The organism is Mycobacterium sp. NGS49, assembly GCF_059812565.1.
The window spans coordinates 24,032-41,670 of record NZ_JCALCX010000040.1 but is presented as its reverse complement, the minus strand read 5'-3'; the positions used below and the strand labels follow the sequence as shown (position 1 = coordinate 41,670).

Below are 17,639 nucleotides of genomic sequence, written 5' to 3'. Positions count from 1 at the left end.
CTCACACACTCGAGGGCCCGGTGCCCTGGATGGCCTCGGCGATGGCATCGGCCAGCGGTTCGATCTCCTCGTCCTTCAAGTCCGCGATGGTGACGCGCATGCCCGGTGGCGTGTCCAACCGGAACCGCGTCCCGGGCGCGGCCGCCCAGCCGGCCTGTAGCAGCCGGGTGATGGCCACGGTCTCGTCCGGCACCGGGATCCACACGTTCAGCCCGGACCGACCGTGCGACACGACGTCGCGTTCGGCGAGAGCTTCGCGTAATGCGTTGCGATTAAGGGCATATCGCTGCTTCGCCGCGTGGACGAGCTCCGTCGCCGCGTCGTCCGACCACATGCACACGGCCAGATCCTGCAACAGTCGGCTCACCCAGCCGGGCCCCAGACGCAGTCGTCCGTGCACCCGCTCGACGGTACGGCGATCTCCGGCAAGCACAGCCAGTCGCAGGTCGGGCCCGTACGCCTTGGAGACCGACCGGACGAAAGCCCAGCGACGGGTCGCCCCCGCCAGGGGATGCAGCGGCGCGCCGGAAATTCTGGCGCAGTGGTCGTCTTCGATAACCAGCACATCACTGGTCTTGGCCGCCAGCAAACTGCGCAGCGCGCGGGCGCGTTCCCTGGACAACGCGGCTCCCGTCGGGTTCTGCGCGCGGGTGGTCACCACGACGGCCTTTACTCCGCGGCGCAGCGCCCGCGCCATGCTGAGCACCACCGGGCCTTCGTCGTCGACCCGGACGGGCTCCGGCGAAAGACCCAGTGCGGCAACCAGATCGAGCAGGTTGGCCCAGCCCGGATCTTCGACCGCGACCCGGTCGCCCGGGCGCAAGTGGGCGCTGAGTACCCGCTCGATACCGTCGAGCGCACCGCTGGTCACGGCGAGGTGCTCGGCGGGCACCCCGTCGCCGCGCAGGTCTGCGCGGGCACGGTCCACCAATTCGGTGGATATCGCCGACTGCCCGTACAGCAGCGGGCGCTCCGGTTTGCCCGGGGCCAACCGCGCGGTGGCGATGGGCAACAGCGCAGGGTCCGGGTTGCCGGTAGACAGGTCGCGCGCGCCGTCGGGAACCGCGAGCCCGAGCAACGAGCGCGGCGTGGTGGCCGGCCGGTTGCGAACCCGCGTTCCCCGCCGGCCCGCCGTCTCGACCGCCCCTCGGTCGCGCAACAGCCGATATGCGGCGGCCACGGTGTTGGCGTTGACCCCGAGTTGGCTCGCGACCTCGCGAATCGGCGGAAGCGGATCACCCGGCGCCAGGGCGCCTTCGGAGATTCCCTCCTCGATGCTGGCCGCTATCGACTCGGCACCCGTCCCGGATATGCTGTATCGTACTGGCACGGTATCTATTATGTACTAGAACAATATCGAGGGCAAGCAAATGGACCCGTCATACCAGCGCACCGCACGCACGACACCCAGCCGGTACCGGGACCGCGCGCACTACGACTGCGACACGGTCCATCGCATCCTCGACGAGTCGCTGACCTGCCACCTCGGCTACGTCAGTGACGGCCGGCCCGTCGTGCTGCCGACCATCCACGCCCGGATCGGCGGGACCCTCTACATCCACGGCTCGTCGGGCAGCGGACCGATGCTGGCGGCCAGGCTGGCCGGCATGCCGGTGTGCGTCACCGTCACCCTCGTCGACGGATTGGTGCTGGCACGTTCGGCGATGCATCACTCGATGAACTACCGCTCGGTCGTTGCGCACGGCATCGCACGCCTCGTCGAGGACCCGCAGGAGAAGCGGCGCGCGCTGGATGCCGTCGTCGACCACATGCTGCCCGGCCGCGCCGAGGACTGCCGAGCCCCGAACGCACGCGAAGTCGCCGCGACGGCCGTGCTCGCACTGGACCTGGCCGAAGTCTCGGCCAAGGTGCGCGAAGGGGGCGTGGCTGACGACCCGCAGGACCTGGACCTTCCGTACTGGGCCGGCGTGGTGCCGCTCCGCGTGGCGGCCGGCGCCGCAGTGCCGGACGGCGACTTGGACCCTGCTACGCCAGTGCCCGCGTACCTGGGCTGACCGCAGGCGAGAAAACCACCTCAGAAGAGCAGGTATCGGTATGCAGGTGAGCCGGGACGCAGGGTTTCGACGTGAATCTCCGTCGACCGCATCCGGGCCAGCAGGCCATCCAGATCCGCGGCCGACCCGAGCTGGATCCCGACCAGCGCCTCACCGGTCTCCCGGTTGTTCCGCTTGACGTACTCGAACAGGGTGATGTCGTCGTTGGGTCCGAGCACCTCGTCGAGGAATCGCCGCAGCGCGCCGGGCTCCTGCGGAAAGTCGACCAGGAAGTAGTGCTTGAGGCCCAGGTGAATCAGGGACCGTTCCAGCACCTCGCCGTAGCGGGATATGTCGTTGTTCCCGCCCGAGATCAGGCACACCACGGTGGAGCCGGGTTCCACGTCGGCCTCCAACAAACCGGCGACCGACAACGCGCCGGCGGGTTCGGCGATGATGCCCTCGTTCTGGTACAGGTCCAGCATCGCGGTGCACACCGCGCCCTCGTCCACAGTGGTGATCGACACCATGTCGCCGGCGGCGGCCAGGGCGGCGTAGGTCAGCGTGCCCGCGCGTGCCACGGCTGCGCCGTCGACGAACTGGTCCACGTGCTCCAGCGTCACCGGCTCGCCTGCGGCGAGTGCGGCCATCATCGCGGCCGCTCCGGCCGGCTCGATACCCAGCACCGCGGTGTTCGACGTCCGCTCGGCCAGGTAGCTGGTGATGCCGGCGATGCAGCCACCCCCTCCGACGGGCACCACCACCAGGTCCGGCTCGTCGCCCAGGGCATCCAGGATCTCCACGGCGATGGTGCCCTGGCCGGACATGGTGCGCAGGTCGTCGTAGGGCGGCACCAGCGTGGCGCCGGTGCGCTCGACGTCGTCGCGTGCGGCGGCCGCGGCAAGGTCGTACGTCGAGCCGCCCACGATCAGTTCGATGAAATCGCCGCCGTGGTAGCGGATCCGGTCCCGCTTCTGTTTGGGCGTTTTGGCCGGCACATAGATGCGGCCGTGCACACCCAGCGAGCGGCAGGCGTAGGCGAAGCCCTGTGCGTGGTTACCGGCCGAGGAGCACACCACCCCGGCGGCCAGCTCCTCGTCGGACAGCTGTACCAGCAGGTTGTAGGCGCCGCGCAGCTTGTAGGAGCGCACCACCTGCAGGTCTTCGCGCTTGAGGTAGACCGTGGCGCCGGTGACCGCGGACAACCGGTCGCTGTACTGCAGGGGCGTCGGGGTGACCACCGGAGCAATCCGCTTGGCCGCGCCGTCGATATCAGCCGCACACAGCGGCAGGTCGCGCGGGTTCGGGCTCAGTTCGGCGGACACCGGTCAATGGTGCCATGCCGCCGGCAGCAGCGTTGCAGCTCACTGGCCGGAGCGTGTTCGCCATTGGCGGCATGACGGCCACGCTATTCCCGGCGCCGCGCTATCTCCGCGATCACATTGACCCGCCGGCACGCTGTCGCAATCTCGTCGGCGAACTCGCGGCGCCGCTTGGCGATGCCGGGCTGATCGGGTCCGTCGACCAGCTCCCGGTGCCGGGCCAGCCGTAGTGCCGTCTTGAACAGCTCCATCGACCTCGACTCGGCGTTGGCGATCCTGCGCTGCAGCTCCCACTGCTTGCCCACTTCGAGGCACTCGGTGAGAAACGCGTCCTCCTCCAGCGACTCGTCTTCCAGGGCGGCCAGCCGGTCGGCGACGATGTGGTAGGCGTCCAGGAATGGCCGCAGCACCAGATGCGCCAGCAGCAGATCGGCCGACTCGAGCAGGCGGCGCACGTCGTCAGCGCCGGCGTTCTTGGTGGTGTCCTCCACCGGCCCGATCAGGCGCACCTCGTCGGCGAGTTCCCTCTCGAACTGCGCCCGGGCGGAGAACAGGAACTCGAACTTCAACAGCTCGCGCAGGCTCAGTGCCTCGTCGCGCACGGACGCCGGGGCCACCGTCCCGTCCGCCGAGTTCTCCGACGCCGCCAACAAGGCCAGCTCGGCGATCGCGCGGTCGACCAGGATGTGGATGGCGGTGTTGCGGTAGAACGCCGCAACGAGATTCTGTTCGGCGCCGATCCCCCATACCGCTTCGGTCCCCGCTTCGTACACGCTCACGACGCCGGAGTTGACCATCTGGTGCAGGGTCCAGCGGATCGTCGAGCGATTCGTCAGGTCGGCGGCGCCGGCGACCGCCCAGTTGCGGGCGTTGATGTAGCTGGCCAGCGGGCGCACGGTGGCCAGCACCTCGTTGATGGACAGCGACCGGTCGGCGCCGAGCAATGCCAGGCTCACCACCGCGGTCGGCGTCACCGGGGTAGCGCGGTTGATCCGGTGCTCCACGTCCAGCGCGATGCGTTCGACCACCGTTCCTGTTCCGGACGGGTCGGCCCGCAACTCCTCGAGGCGTTTGCGCAGCGGCAGCGGTTCGCCGAAGTCGAGGTAGGCGCGCCCCAGCCGCTCCCCTTGCTGTCGGGACAGCCGGACCAGGAACCGCAGGTCCTCGGGACGCTTGGTGGCGCCGTAGGCCTCGGTCGTCATTGCCTCCACCTCGTGCAGCTGGTCGTAGACGATTGACGTCGGCACCAGGTACACCTCCGGACCGTCGATCTCGTCGACGGCGTCGGTGAGGTAGCGCAGGATTCCGAACACCGGCGGCCGCAGTTTGCCGGTGCGGGTACGCCCGCCTTCGATCGACCAGGTGAGATTGGTGTGGTTCTGGACCAGTTGCGCCGTGTAGGCGCGCAGCACGAACCGGTAGACGGGAATGTCCTTGGTCTGGCGCCGGATGAAGATCGTCCCGGTCCGCTTGGCGAAGCCGCCCATCGGGAAGAAGTTCAGATTGGCGCCGCCGAAGGTGAAAGCCGACGAGAGGCGGTTGGCCGCGATCTCCTCGGGCAGCAACATGCCGTCGAGGTAGGACCGATGCGAGAACGCGAACGCCAGCGTCGCCTTGCGGTCCAGGGAGCGCAACGCTGCGATCTGATCCTCGTCGACCAGCACATCGTAGGCCCGCATCAGCCACCGGCTGAACCCGCGCCACGCCTGCACCGCGCGCTGGTCGAGCGACGCCGCCACCTCGCGCAGATAGCCGGCGGCCTCCACCCGCACGCTTTCGGGGTCACGACCGAGTTCGTGGGCCAGCGACTCGAGCCGCTCACCGAACCAATCGGCGTCCAATAGCTGCGTCACCGCTTCCGGATCGGTACCCAACGCCGTTGTCGCCTCATCGACCAACCCGGTGCGCTGCAGTAGCTTTCGCACTCCGCTGCGACCAACCTCCCGTGCCGTCATCACCCCTCCCCCCGTCAGGCCAGCTGTGCCGTGGACGCGGCGCTGGGCTCGTGCCCGCGTGGTCGCGCGTCACCCATGTCAGCTCCTCGATTCCAGCAGTGTCTCAGCGTGCGCCACCACCCGCGTTGTGGTGGTTGCTCCCGCTTGGAAATGCTAGACCGTTACGACTGAAGTGCACCGTTATTGGCTGGTGCCGGGATAATGGCTGCCGGAGCCGGCGGCCGCGTTCAGGGTCGCGGGGCCCAGGAAATCGGCGGAGCGTCACATCCGGCGCTCACCCCGGTATACCGTAGCTGCACGCTGTCGCTGACCGGCCTCCCAGATTTGCTGTTCGCACCACACCAGACCACTACACGGTTCCATTCCATTTCTGGCTGGAACTAAATGAGTATCGCCACTCGCCACGCGTGGTGCCGGGCAAGGAATTCAGAATGCCATTCTAAGAAATGGTGTCTTGTGAATGCCGCACCTGTTGACCAGCCTTCAGCTTGGTTTCGGCACGTCACCCGCGTTCTCGCAGATGGTTTATCTGCCAGACGATCCCGGCCTGGGCTGTGTGTCACAATTCACAGATTTGTTCTCGAATACTACTGGGCGCATTTACCAGTACGGGTAGAGTGCGCCGTCGACCCAATGATGCGTCAATGTCGTACTTCACCTCACCATCCCAGGAAATCTCAATGACGCATTTCTCGGTTCTGCCCCCAGAGATCAATTCGGCTTTGATGTTTGCCGGGGCGGGCTCTGCGCCGATGCTGGAGGCAGCGTCGGCATGGAACGTATTGGCTACTGAGCTAGGCCAGGCGACGGCTTCGTTTTCTTCCGTGACCTCGAACCTGGCGGACGCGGCGTGGCAAGGTGCGGGCTCGAGGGCAATGGCGCAGGCGGCTACGTCGTATCTGGACTGGCTAGGCGCCGCCGTTGCGCACGTCGAGCGGTTGGCGGGTCAAGCCCGATCGGTTGCGTCCGCGTTCGATGCGGCAAGAAGTGTGATCGTGCACCCCACTACGGTGGCCGCCAACCGCGGGCAGCTCTTATCGCTGGTGCTCGGCAACGTGTTCGGCCAGAACACTGCGGCCATAGCGGCCACCGAGGCGACCTACGAAGAAATGTGGACCCGGGATGTGGCGGCGATGCTCGACTATCACGGCCAAGCGTCGGCGGCGGTCTCCGCGCTGACCGGGATTGGACAACCAGTCCCGAGCCTTGCCGGTTCGGTCGGTCCAGCGGCACCGATCGTGCCCGGCAGGATCAATGATTTCGACCTACGAAACATCACCATCGGCGCCTACGACCTCAATCTCGACAGACTCGGGATCGGCAACATTGGCCGCTTCAACTTAGGTTTCGGCAACACCGGAAACCTTAATCCGGGCAGCGCCAATATCGGCGCGCTCAACCTCGGCAGCGGGAACATCGGCGATTACAACCTGGGTTCGGGCAACACCGGAAACCTCAATGCCGGCAGCGGCAACACCGGTTGGCTCAACCTGGGCAGCGCAAACCTGGGCGATTACAACCTGGGCTGGGGCAACATCGGCAGCTTCAACCCGGGGAGCGGAAACATTGGCGACCACAACTTCGGATCAGGAAATATCGGCGGCAGCAACCTTGGCCTGGGGAACATCGGTTCCGCCAACATCGGCTTGGGGAATAGCGGTGACGGAAACGTCGGAGGCGGCAACAGCGGCCTATCGAACTTCGGGGCCGGCAACTTCGGTAACCACAACTTCGGGTTCGGGAACACGGGCAACAGCAACTTTGGCTTCGGAAACACCGGCAACAACTGCGTAGGCTTCGGCTTGAGCGGGGACAATCAAGTTGGCTTCGGCGCTCTCAACTCGGGCACCGGCAACTTCGGCTTCGGCAATTCCGGTAACAACAACATCGGCTTTTTCAACTCTGGCGATGGTCAGCTCGGCGTGGGCAATTCCGGCGGGGGAAACGGCCTGCCCAGCTGGGAATTCTTTAGTTCGGGCCACATGAGTTCGGGCATCGGCAACTCCGGAGAGTACAGCACCGGCATCGGGAATTCCGGCGCATTCAGCACCGGCGTCGGAAACTCCGGAACGCTCAATACCGGCTGGTTCAATTCCGGCAGCGTCAACACGGGCTGGTTCAACTCGGGCATCACCAACACCGGGATTGGTAACTCGGGTGGCGACGGGATCACCGGCAGCATGGGATTCTTCAACTCTGGTCACACGAACGTAGGCAGTTTCAACGCGGGCAACACCAACACCGGCGGATTCAACTCCGGTGATGTCAACACCGGGTACGGCAATTCCGGCGACTCCAATACCGGATTCCTGAACTCCGGCGATCTCAACACCGGGCTGGGCAACTGGGTCGACCAGCCTGTGGCCAATTCCGGGTGGGCGAATGACGGTACCAACAATTCGGGCTACGCAAATTCCGGGTATTACAACTCGGGTGCGGATAACGACGATGGCCGTGAAGGACCGGTCCGTGGCAGCGCCGGCTTGGAAAATACGGGTAATTACAACGCCGGTTTACTCAACGTAGGCAGCTATATGTCGGGCTTCCGCAACGGGATACCCACGATCTTCGGTGCCGCCGGGAATTCCGGTTTCGTCAACGTAGGAAAGTCGAGCTCCGGCTTCTTCAGCTTCGGAAACTTCATCTCGGGCTTCGCCAACTTCGACAACCATGTCTCGGGTTTCCTCAACGCTGATGCTTTCACCTCAGGTTGGCTGCATTAACGAGCAATTTTGCTCGAGCGTGACCGCGCGGTACGTCGCGCAACGCGCTGACGCTAGCTGCCCAGACACCCTGGGCCGAGCAGCTCCTTGAGGTCACCCATCAACGCCGGCGACGGCGTTACCCGCAGCGACTGATCCAGCTCCAGCGTGGTGATCCGGTCGCCGCTGATCAGCCGCAGATGCACCTGCGAAGTGCCTGGGTGGCGGGCAAGCACCTGCTTGAGAGCGGTGACCTTGTCAATGGTGCACTGCCGGGTGGGCAGGCTGACAGCCAGTGGCCGGTTCGGCTGAGCATTGGAAAAGTCCGGCACCACAAGCTCGTTGGCGATCAAGCTGATGCGGTCGTCACGGATGGCGACCTTGGCGTTGACCAGCACCACCACGTCGTCGGCGATCTCGGCGCCGTAGTTGGAATACGTATGCGGGAAGAACATCACCTCGATACCGCCGGTAAGGTCTTCCAATTGCGCTGATGCCCAGGGCATTCCGTTCTTGTTCACCCGACGGTTGACCGAAGCCAGGATGCCGCCGACCCGCACCTGGGTGTCGTTGGCGATGTCACCGTCCAGGATCGCCGGTATGGCGGTGTCGACCTGGGTTGCCAACAGATGAGCCACACCGTTGAGCGGATGCCCGGACACGTACAGCCCCAGCATCTCGCGTTCGAGAGCGAGCTTGTGCTTGTCTTCCCACTCGTCCTCGGGAACCTTGATGGTGAACACCGAGTCGCCGGCGCCCGCATCGCTGCCGCCGAACAGGTCGAACTGCCCCATCGCCTCGGCCTTCTTGGTGCCCAGCACCGAGTCGACGGCGTCGGTGTGGACGAGGAACAGGCCTTTGCGCGCGTGACCCAGCGAATCGAAAGCGCCCGCCTTGACCAGTGACTCGGTGACCTTCTTGTTGCAGGCTGAAATGTCGATCTTGTTCAGGTAATCCGAGAAGTCGGTGAACTTGCCCTTCTCATTGCGGGTCTTGATCAAGGAACCCACCACGTTCGCACCGACGTTGCGTACCGCGCCCAGCCCGAACCGGATGTCCTTGCCGACCGAGGCGAAGTTCACCAGGGACTCGTTGACGTCCGGCGGCAACACGGTGATGCCCAGCTTGCGGCAGTCGGCCAGATACACCGCGGCCTTGTCTTTGTCGTCGCCGACCGAGGTCAGCAGGCCCGCCATGTACTCGGCCGGATAGTTCGCCTTCAGGTACGCCGTCCAGTAGGAAACCAGACCGTAGCCGGCGGCGTGCGACTTGTTGAAGGCGTAGCCGGCGAACGGAAGAATGGTGTCCCACAACGCTTTCACCGCTTGCTCGGAAAAGCCGTTGGCGGTCATGCCCTCGTAGAAACCCTTGTACTCGGCTTCAAGCACCTCGAGTTTCTTCTTACCCATCGCTTTACGCAGCGCGTCGGCCTTACCCATCGTGTAGGAGGCGACCTTCTGCGCGATGAACATGATCTGCTCTTGGTAGACGATCAGCCCGTAGGTCTCGGCCAAGATCTCGCGCAGCGGTTCTTCGAGTTGAGGGTGGATCGGCTTGACGGCCTGGCGACCGTTCTTGCGGTCGGCGTAGTCGTTGTGGGCGTTCATGCCCATCGGCCCCGGCCGGTACAACGCCAGCACGGCGACGATGTCATTGAACTCGGTGGGCTGCATGCGGCGCAGCAGATCACGCATCGGGCCGCCGTCGAGCTGGAACACGCCCAGGGTGTCGCCGCGGCCCAGCAACTCGTAGGTGGCCTTGTCGTCCAACGGCACCGATTCCAGGTCGAGGTCGATTCCCTGGTTGGCCTTGATATTTTCCAGCGCGTCGCCGATGATCGTCAGGTTTCGCAGGCCCAGGAAGTCCATCTTCAGCAGGCCGATGGCTTCACAGGACGGGTAGTCCCAGCCGGTGATGATGGCCCCGTCCTGCGGCCGCTTCCACAGCGGAATGGCCTCGGTCAGCGGCTCGCTGCTCATGATCACCGCGCACGCGTGCACGCCCGCATTGCGGATCAGGCCTTCCAGACCCCGCGCCGTCTGATAGATCGTCCGCACGTCGGGGTCGGTCTCGATGAGGCCGCGTACCTCTGCGGCTTCCTTAAACCGCTCATGGGCCGGATCAGTGATGCCGGACAGCGGAATGTCTTTGGCCATGATCGGCGGCGGCAGCGCCTTAGTGATCCGGTCGGCGATCGCGAAGCCGGGCTGGCCGTAGTGGATGCGCGCTGAATCCTTAAGCGCCGCTTTGGTTTTGATGGTGCCGAAGGTGATGACCTGGGCCACCCGGTCCTGCCCCCACTTGTCGGCGGCGTAGCGCACCATCTCCCCGCGGCGACGGTCGTCAAAATCGATGTCGATATCTGGCGCCGACGGGCGCTCGGGATTGAGGAAACGCTCGAACAACAGGCCGTGCGGGATGGGATCGATATTGGTGATGCCCATGGCGTAGGCCACCAGCGATCCGGCGGCCGACCCGCGTCCGGGCCCCACCCGGATGTCAACCGAGCGTGCGTAGTTGATCAGGTCCGCGACGATCAGGAAGTACGACGGAAAGCCCTTATCGCAAATGACCTTGATCTCGTACTCGGCGCGGTCGATGTAGTCCTGCCCGACACCGGCCGGAAAGCGCCGTTGCAGACCCGCCATCACCTCGTGGTGCAGCCACGACGCCGTGTCGTGGCCGTCGGGAACGGGAAAGACCGGCATCCGGTCGCGCGGCGCCCACACGTCGGCGTAGGACTGCACCCGCTCGGCGATCAGCAGGGTGGAATCACAGGCGCCGGGAACCTGGCCATCCCATAACTGACGCATCTCGGCGGCCGACTTGAGGTAGTAGCCGTCGCCGTCGAACTTGAACCGATTGGGGTCCGACAGCGTCTTGCCGGTCTGCACGCACAGCAGCGCCTCGTGGTTGTGCGAGGCGTCGCGGGTGACGTAGTGGCAGTCGTTGGTGGCCAGCGGCAAAATGTTCAGCTTGCGGCCGATGTCCAGCAGCCCTTCGCGGACCCGATGTTCGATCGAGATCCCGTGGTCCATCAGCTCAAGGAAGAAGTTCTCGGCCCCGAAGATCTCGCGCCATTTGGCGGCCGCCTCCAGCGCTTCGCGCTCATGGCCGAGCCGAAGCCGGGTCTGTACCTCGCCGGACGGACAGCCAGTGGTGGCGATGATGCCTTCGGCGTGCTCGGCGATGAGCTCGGCGTCCATCCGCGACCACTTGCCGAGTTGGCCCTCGAACGACGCCAGCGACGACAGCTTGAACAGATTACGCAGGCCGGCTGCATTCTCGGCCACCATCGTCATGTGGGTGTAGGAGCCGCTACCGGAGACGTCGTCGGACTTCTGACTCGGATCGCCCCAGGTGATCCTGCGAGTATCGAATCGGGAAGCCGGAGCAATATAAGCCTCGACCCCGATGATCGGCTTGATGCCGACATTAGTCGCCGAATTGTAGAACTCGCTGGCGCCGAACATGTTTCCGTGGTCGGTCATACCGATCGCCGGCATCTCCAGGCGTTGCGCCTCGGCCAGCATCGGCGAGATCTTGGCGGCACCGTCGAGCATCGAATACTCGGTGTGGTTGTGCAGATGCACAAACGAGGACTCGCGACGAACGCCTACGTCAGGAGCAGTCGGACCGGTCATAGGGACGCCAGTCTATGACTGGGCACCGACGTCGTTCGGGCGTGTCGCCAAGTGTGTCTTGCAGGCGTTCAGGCGTATCGCTCGACGAACAGTTGCAGCGACTTTTCTACATCCCCCTTGACCGCGCGCGCCGCGGCGGAGCCGACCGGTCCGAACAGAGCCCGCCCGCCCAGTTCAAGGCGCAGACCCATGGTGGATCCGTCCTCGCTGGGCGTCACGGTGACGGTCACGCCGTACTTTGCTCCGCCTTTGCCAGAGCCTGACATCGCGACCTCGTGCGGCGGATCCCATTTGGTGACGGTCCATGTCACCCGGTTGCGCAACCCCTTCGATCGCGCCACACCGATGATCTCGGTGCCTACGGTGATCTCGTCGGGGACGTCGCTGCGCCAGCCTTCATGCATCACGAGCCACTCGCCTAGTTCCGAAAGGTCGGACACGCGCTCCCACATGTCCTGCGGGCTCATCGGGACGTCGGAGGTCAACTCAACGGAAGCCATCGCCTGAGCCTAGCGGCGCACCCGGGTCGGCCGCGATCTCGCACAGGACGTTTCGGAGTGCCGTTACGCTCAGCAACAGAGGGGGGTGAGAGTGGTCGTGGATCGGGAGGGTTCGCAGTTCGGACCGTATCGGTTGGTCCGCCTGTTGGGCAGCGGTGGCTTCGGTGAGGTGTACGAGGCTGAGGACACCGCCATGCACCGCACCGTCGCGCTGAAGTTACTGAGCAGCACGTTCTCCCAGGACCCGGTGTTCCGCGAGCGCCTATTCCGGGAGGCCCACACGGCGGGCCGCCTTCGCGAACCGCACGTGCTGCCCATCCACAGCTGCGGTGAGATCGACGGTCAGGTCTACATCGACATGCGATTGGTCCGCGGCGTGGACCTCGAGACGGTGCTGAAGCGGGACGGACCGCTCGAGCCCGCGCGTGCGGTCAACCTTATTCGCCAAACGGCGGCGGCACTCGATGCGGCGCACGCCGAACAGGTGATCCACCGTGACGTCAAGCCCGCCAACATCCTGCTGTCCGGCCAAGGCGGACAGGATTTCGCCAGCCTGGTCGATTTCGGACTGGCCAACGCCGCTGGTGATGCCCGGCTCACCAAAACCGGCAAAGCCGTCGGCACCTTCGATTACGTTGCTCCGGAACGCCTTTCGGATTCTCCGGTGGACCACCGATGCGATGTGTATGCGCTGGCGTGTGTGCTGTACGAACTGCTCACCGGCATGCCGCCTTACCATGAGCACCGGGATCTGTCCGCATTGATGACCGCGCACCTCACCGCGCCTGTACCCCGGCCCAGCCAGCAGCGTCCCGGCATCCCCGCCGCGCTCGACGACGTGATCGTCCGCGGGATGGCCAAGAATCCCGAGGCGCGTTACCGTAGCGCCGGCGAACTGGCCCAGGCCGCCCAGTCGGCACTGAATCCGGCAGGACCGACCCGCGAATGGGCCCTCGACCCGGCTCCGGCCCCACGTCCGGCACCCGTCCCCCCGACCCGCCCCGGCCCGCCGCCACCGTGGGCTCAACCTCCCGGTCGGAGATCCCGCCGACGAGCCGTGTTCGGCCTGAGCGCCATCGCTGCCATCGTGATCGCAGCAGTCGTCACCGGGCTCGTGATCGTCTCCCGCCCGGGTGCGTCAGGGCCACCCACCCCCAGCGTGGCGCGCCCGTCCTCGACCATCCCGACAGTGCTGAAATTTCCTGATCTGGTTCAGGCCCGGGGTGTAGCCATAGGCAAGGACGGCACCACCTACGTCACTGAATTGAACCGAAACGGCTCGGAGGGGCTGGTGCTCAAACTGCCGCCCGGCAACTCCACTCCCGTCGAGCTGCCGTTCGGCGAGCTCAACGCCGAGGGAGTCGCTGTGGACGGCGAGGGCAACGTGTACGTCGCGGACAGCCACGGGCCGGCCGTGTGGAAGCTGACACCCGGCGCCCGCGGCCCCACCCTGATGCCGTTCGGCCACCTGAGCAGGCCGATCGCCGTCGCCGTCGGCACGGACGGCAGCATCTACGTCGTGGACGAATTCTTGAATCAGGTGCTCAAGCTTGCGGCCGGGGCATCGAGTGCCACTCAGCTGATGCCCACCACCGCATTGAACGCCCCGGCGGGCGTTGCGGTGGACAAGGACGGAAATCTCTACATCGTCGACCGCGGCGACCATCATGTGCTGAAGCTGACCGCGGGCGCGACAACAGCCACCGAGCTGCCGTTCGTCGGCCTTGAACAGCCATACGGTGTGGTGGTGGACAAGAACGGCAATCTCTATGTCTCCGACATCGACAAACGTCGGGTGTTGAAGCTGGCCGCCGGCGCGACGACGGCCGCCGAAGTGGCCTTTCCAGGGCTCAACTACCCGCTGGGGGTGGCCGTCAACGGCGACGGCGACCTTTTCGTCGTCGACTGCCATCGCAGCGACAACTGCGCGACCGGCAAGGTAATGGCTCTGGGTGTCGCGCAGTGAGTTGGTGGTACACGACGTGCGAACGAGGTGGTGGACGTGACCGGTGATCCGACGGTTGACCATACCTCGGGCTCACGGGTGGGCACACGCTTCGGGCCCTATCTGCTGCGCCGCCTGCTGGGCACCGGCGGATTCGGCGAGGTGTACGAGGCCGAGGACACCGTCATGCACCGTGTGGTGGCGCTGAAGCTGCTGTCCAGCAGCTACTCGCACAACCCGGCTTTTCGGGAGCGGCTGTTCCGGGAAGCGCGCACCGCCGGACGACTACACGACCCACACGTGGTGCCGATCCACGGCTGCGGTGAGATCGACGGACAGCTCTACATCGACATGCGCCTGATCGACGGCACGGATCTGCAGAGCAGTCTGGAACGCGGCGGCGCGATGTCCCCGGCGCGGGCGGTCGACATCGTGCGACAGATCGCCGCCGCGCTGGATGCCGCGCACGCCGAAACGGTGATACATCGCGACGTCAAACCGGCGAACGTGCTGCTCGGCAAGGACGACTTCGCATGCCTGGTCGACTTCGGCCTCGCCAACGCCGCCACCGATACCAAGCTCACCAGTGAAGGAACCACGATCGGTTCATTCGCCTACCTCGCCCCGGAACGACTGGCGTCAGGCGAGGTGACCCCCGGTGCCGACATCTACGCGCTGGCGTGCGTGCTCTACGAGTGCCTGACCGGGCAAGCGCCCTATGAGGGCCGCTCGGAGATACCTGCGCTGGTCGCCGCCCACCTGACCGCGCCGCCTCCGCAACCCAGTCGGCAACGGCCCGGCATCCCGATCGGCTTCGACGAGGTCATTGCGCGCGGCATGGCCAAAGAGCCTGCGCAGCGCTACCACTCCGCCGGCGAACTCGGTGCCGCGGCAGCGCGAGCCCTGAACACGCCGGTGCAGTCGTGGGCGCCGCCACCGCCTGCCGCGATGACCCAACCGTGGACGCCGCCCCGTCGGAGCTCGCCGCCGCCGAGGCAGCCGTCGCGCCGAAAGTCGCAGCGGAATTTGGTCATCACAGTGGCCGTGATCGCCGTTGTCGCCGTCGTCGCCACCCTCGTCGTGCTCCTGAGTGCACCGGGACCGGGCAGGCGGTCCGCCAGCAATGCCACTGCCCAATCGACCACCGCCGCCCCGCCGTCCACCGGCGCCGCCGCGCCTTTGAACGCGACGCGATTGCCGGTGATCGGTCGCGGCGAGCTGTTGGGTGTCACGGTCAGCACGACTGGGGACGTCTATGTGGTCGACTCCGGGACCTCGCTGGTGTACCAGCTCGCGGTCAATGCAACCGCACCAACGGAAGTGCCGTTGCGTGGGCTGAGCTCACCCAAACGGGTCGCCGTCGACGGATCCGGCGCCGTTTACGTCACTGACTGGCCCCAGGGCGGCCCGGATCACGTGTGGAAACTCCCGCCAGCCGCGCCCGCCCCGACCGACCTGCCACTGGGCCGGATCATCCCGCGGGGTGTCGCTGCCGACGCTGCCGGGAATGTGTTCGTCGCCGGTCGCGAACAGGTGCTTGAGCTGGCCCCGGGCGCTGCCACGCCCACGGTGTTGCCGTTCGGGAGTGGCGCATTCGAAGACGTGACCGTCGACAGCGCCGGCGCCGTCTATGCGTTGCAGCGGGGGCGGGTGCTCAAATTGGACTCCGGCGCGGCCGCGCCCACTCAGTTGCCGTTCGGTCAACTCGGAGCCGCGGAGGGTGTGGCCGTCGACGGCAAAGGCAACGTCTTCGTTATCGATAATGCCGACGGGATGGGACGATTGCTCAAATTGGCGGCGGGCGCCACTTCCTCGACCGCGCTGGGCGCACCGGAGAACAAGCCGTTTGGTGACGTGGCCGTCGACGCGGCCGGCACCATCTACCTGACCCAGGCCACCCGGCTGCTTAAACTCGCGGCCGGCTATGCCTGAGCAGCGCAGCGACCTCGCGACCATCCTTGCACAGGACGGCCCGCTCGACCCGGCACGCGCGGTCAACGTCGTCCGGCAGATCGCCGCGGCAATCGACGGCGCACGCGCCCCACAAGCCATTCATCGCGGTGTCACACCCGCCGCGATCGTGCTCACCAGGACGGCGTCTGGGGATGAGTCCGCTCATCTGGCCGATGCGGCGCCAGCGACGCCCTCAACCGAAAAGACCCGCGCGCTGGTCACCGACGCAGAGGCGAATTATCGCGCCGACATCGTCGCCCTGGCGGCGGTGTTGTACGAGTGCCTGACCGGGCACCCGCCCGCCCCATCGTCCGGGCATGCGCCGATGCCGCGGCCCACTCAGGAGCGGGCGCGCATCCCCGCCGGGTTAGACGACGTCGTCGCGCGTGGCCTATCCGGCGATCCCAGCCAGGGTTACCGCACCGTAGCCGAACTCGCGGCTGCCGCCGAGCGCGCCCTGACCGCACCGGCGGGCCCGGCCCCGAGCCCTTCGCAGGCGCAGACCCGTGTCATCGGTCTGCCCGCTGCGCCCGGCCCGCCGCGGCAGGAACCTTGGCACGGCCAGTCCCCGACGGTGTCCTTTCCACATTCGCGGCCGGTCCAACTACCTCCCAAGCCGCCGGCCCGGCGCCGCTACCTCGCGCCGATGATCGCCGCGATCGTCATTGTCGGCGCCGTCGCCGCCGGCGTTGTCGCCATCCCCCACCTGGTGCGCCACGATGCCGCGCCTGCCAGCACCACCCCCACACCCGCACGCACCCGGCACTCCTACACCACTCAGCCCGCCGTACTGCCCTTCCCCGGATTGCAGCTGCCCTTTAGGGTCGATCTGGACCGCGCCGGCAACGTATTTCTGCTGGGGTCAACCATCGAAGCCGATTCCGGTTCGTTCGACCCCGGTCGTCCGAAGCTGCTGAAGCTGGCCGCCGGGTCGAACAGCACCACCACTCTCGAATTTCCCGGAGTGGATTTTCGGTCCGCGAACGACATGGCCGTCGATTCCGCCGGCAACGTCTATCTCAGCGACGGTTGGCACGTGTGGGAGATGCCGGTCGGCGCACAGTATCCGCTTCGGCTGCCCTTCCAGGGATTCGTGACGATCTCGGCTATCGCGATCGACGGGGCGGGCAATGCGTATGCCACCGGTCCGCTCGCCGGTGACGAAACCCTGAAGTTCGGGGTGAAAAAACTTGTCCCCGGCGACAACCGGCCCACGGATCTGTCGTTCCCCGATCTCTACCTGCCCCGCGGGATCGCGGTCGACAAACACGGCGACGTGTACGTCACCGCAGGAAACAGAGACTCAGGCAAAGGACGCGTCCTTAAACTTGCGGCCGGTACCACGACACCCACCGAGGTCTTTACCACCGGCCTCATCGAGGCCCGACACATTGCGTTCGACTCCGGCGAGAACGTGTTCATCACAGACGGTTACAAGGCACGGATGTCCGAGCTGCCGGCCGGATCCACCAACCCCATCTCGATCCCGTTGCCGGCACGGTCCTACAGCGTGGTGTTCGACTCCGCGGACAACCTGTACGCCGCTACCCTTCCGACGCTCGACAAGAACGATCGCGTCGTCAATCCCGGGCACGTCCTCAAGATCGCGCCCAGCAACTAGCGT

10 protein-coding genes are annotated in these 17,639 nt (G+C 65.9%); 5 read left to right on the top strand and 5 right to left on the bottom strand.

Annotated features, from left to right (window positions below; genetic code table 11):
* Position 1 precedes the first annotated feature (1 nt).
* Positions 2-1,330 (bottom strand): aminotransferase class I/II-fold pyridoxal phosphate-dependent enzyme, encoded by a 1,329-nt coding sequence (locus AC5Y7D_RS27345; protein ID WP_499929031.1) that lies wholly within the window; start codon positions 1,328-1,330, stop codon positions 2-4.
* A 40-nt stretch (positions 1,331-1,370) separates the two neighbouring features.
* Between AC5Y7D_RS27345 and AC5Y7D_RS27340 the strand changes: the two genes are divergently transcribed.
* Complete coding sequence (locus tag AC5Y7D_RS27340; RefSeq protein WP_499929029.1) at positions 1,371-2,015, top strand: pyridoxamine 5'-phosphate oxidase family protein; 645 nt, start codon at positions 1,371-1,373, stop codon at positions 2,013-2,015.
* Between the two features lie 20 nt (positions 2,016-2,035).
* On the opposite strand, the gene ilvA is transcribed toward AC5Y7D_RS27340, so the two are convergent.
* Complete coding sequence (ilvA, locus tag AC5Y7D_RS27335; RefSeq protein ID WP_499929027.1) at positions 2,036-3,319, bottom strand: threonine ammonia-lyase; 1,284 nt, start codon at positions 3,317-3,319, stop codon at positions 2,036-2,038.
* Between the two features lie 83 nt (positions 3,320-3,402).
* Positions 3,403-5,271 (bottom strand): lysophospholipid acyltransferase, encoded by a 1,869-nt coding sequence (locus AC5Y7D_RS27330; protein ID WP_499929025.1) that lies wholly within the window; start codon positions 5,269-5,271, stop codon positions 3,403-3,405.
* Positions 5,272-5,951: 680 nt separating this feature from the next.
* On the opposite strand from AC5Y7D_RS27330, the gene AC5Y7D_RS27325 reads away from it, so the two are divergent.
* Positions 5,952-7,994 (top strand): PPE family protein, encoded by a 2,043-nt coding sequence (locus AC5Y7D_RS27325; protein WP_499929024.1) that lies wholly within the window; start codon positions 5,952-5,954, stop codon positions 7,992-7,994.
* A 53-nt stretch (positions 7,995-8,047) separates the two neighbouring features.
* On the opposite strand, the gene dnaE is transcribed toward AC5Y7D_RS27325, so the two are convergent.
* Both dnaE and AC5Y7D_RS27315 read right to left on the bottom strand, forming a co-directional pair.
* A complete protein-coding gene (gene dnaE, locus AC5Y7D_RS27320; protein WP_499929022.1) occupies positions 8,048-11,617 on the bottom strand; it encodes a DNA polymerase III subunit alpha in 3,570 nt (1,189 codons plus the stop codon).
* Positions 11,618-11,685: 68 nt separating this feature from the next.
* A complete protein-coding gene (locus AC5Y7D_RS27315; RefSeq protein ID WP_499929020.1) occupies positions 11,686-12,117 on the bottom strand; it encodes a type II toxin-antitoxin system Rv0910 family toxin in 432 nt (143 codons plus the stop codon).
* A gap of 91 nt (positions 12,118-12,208) precedes the next feature.
* On the opposite strand from AC5Y7D_RS27315, the gene AC5Y7D_RS27310 reads away from it, so the two are divergent.
* From AC5Y7D_RS27310 to AC5Y7D_RS27300, 3 genes are read left to right on the top strand one after another with little or no spacing between them, the layout of a single operon-like run.
* Entirely contained in the window at positions 12,209-14,083 is a 1,875-nt protein-coding gene (locus AC5Y7D_RS27310; RefSeq protein WP_499929018.1) for a serine/threonine-protein kinase, read from the top strand.
* Between the two features lie 36 nt (positions 14,084-14,119).
* Positions 14,120-15,994, top strand: coding sequence for a serine/threonine-protein kinase (locus tag AC5Y7D_RS27305; RefSeq protein ID WP_499929016.1), 1,875 nt, complete (start codon positions 14,120-14,122; stop codon positions 15,992-15,994).
* Positions 15,987-17,636, top strand: a complete 1,650-nt coding sequence (locus AC5Y7D_RS27300) for a hypothetical protein (protein WP_499929014.1) — start codon at positions 15,987-15,989, stop codon at positions 17,634-17,636. Before AC5Y7D_RS27305 ends, AC5Y7D_RS27300 begins: the two co-directional genes overlap by 8 nt.
* Positions 17,637-17,639 lie beyond the last annotated feature (3 nt).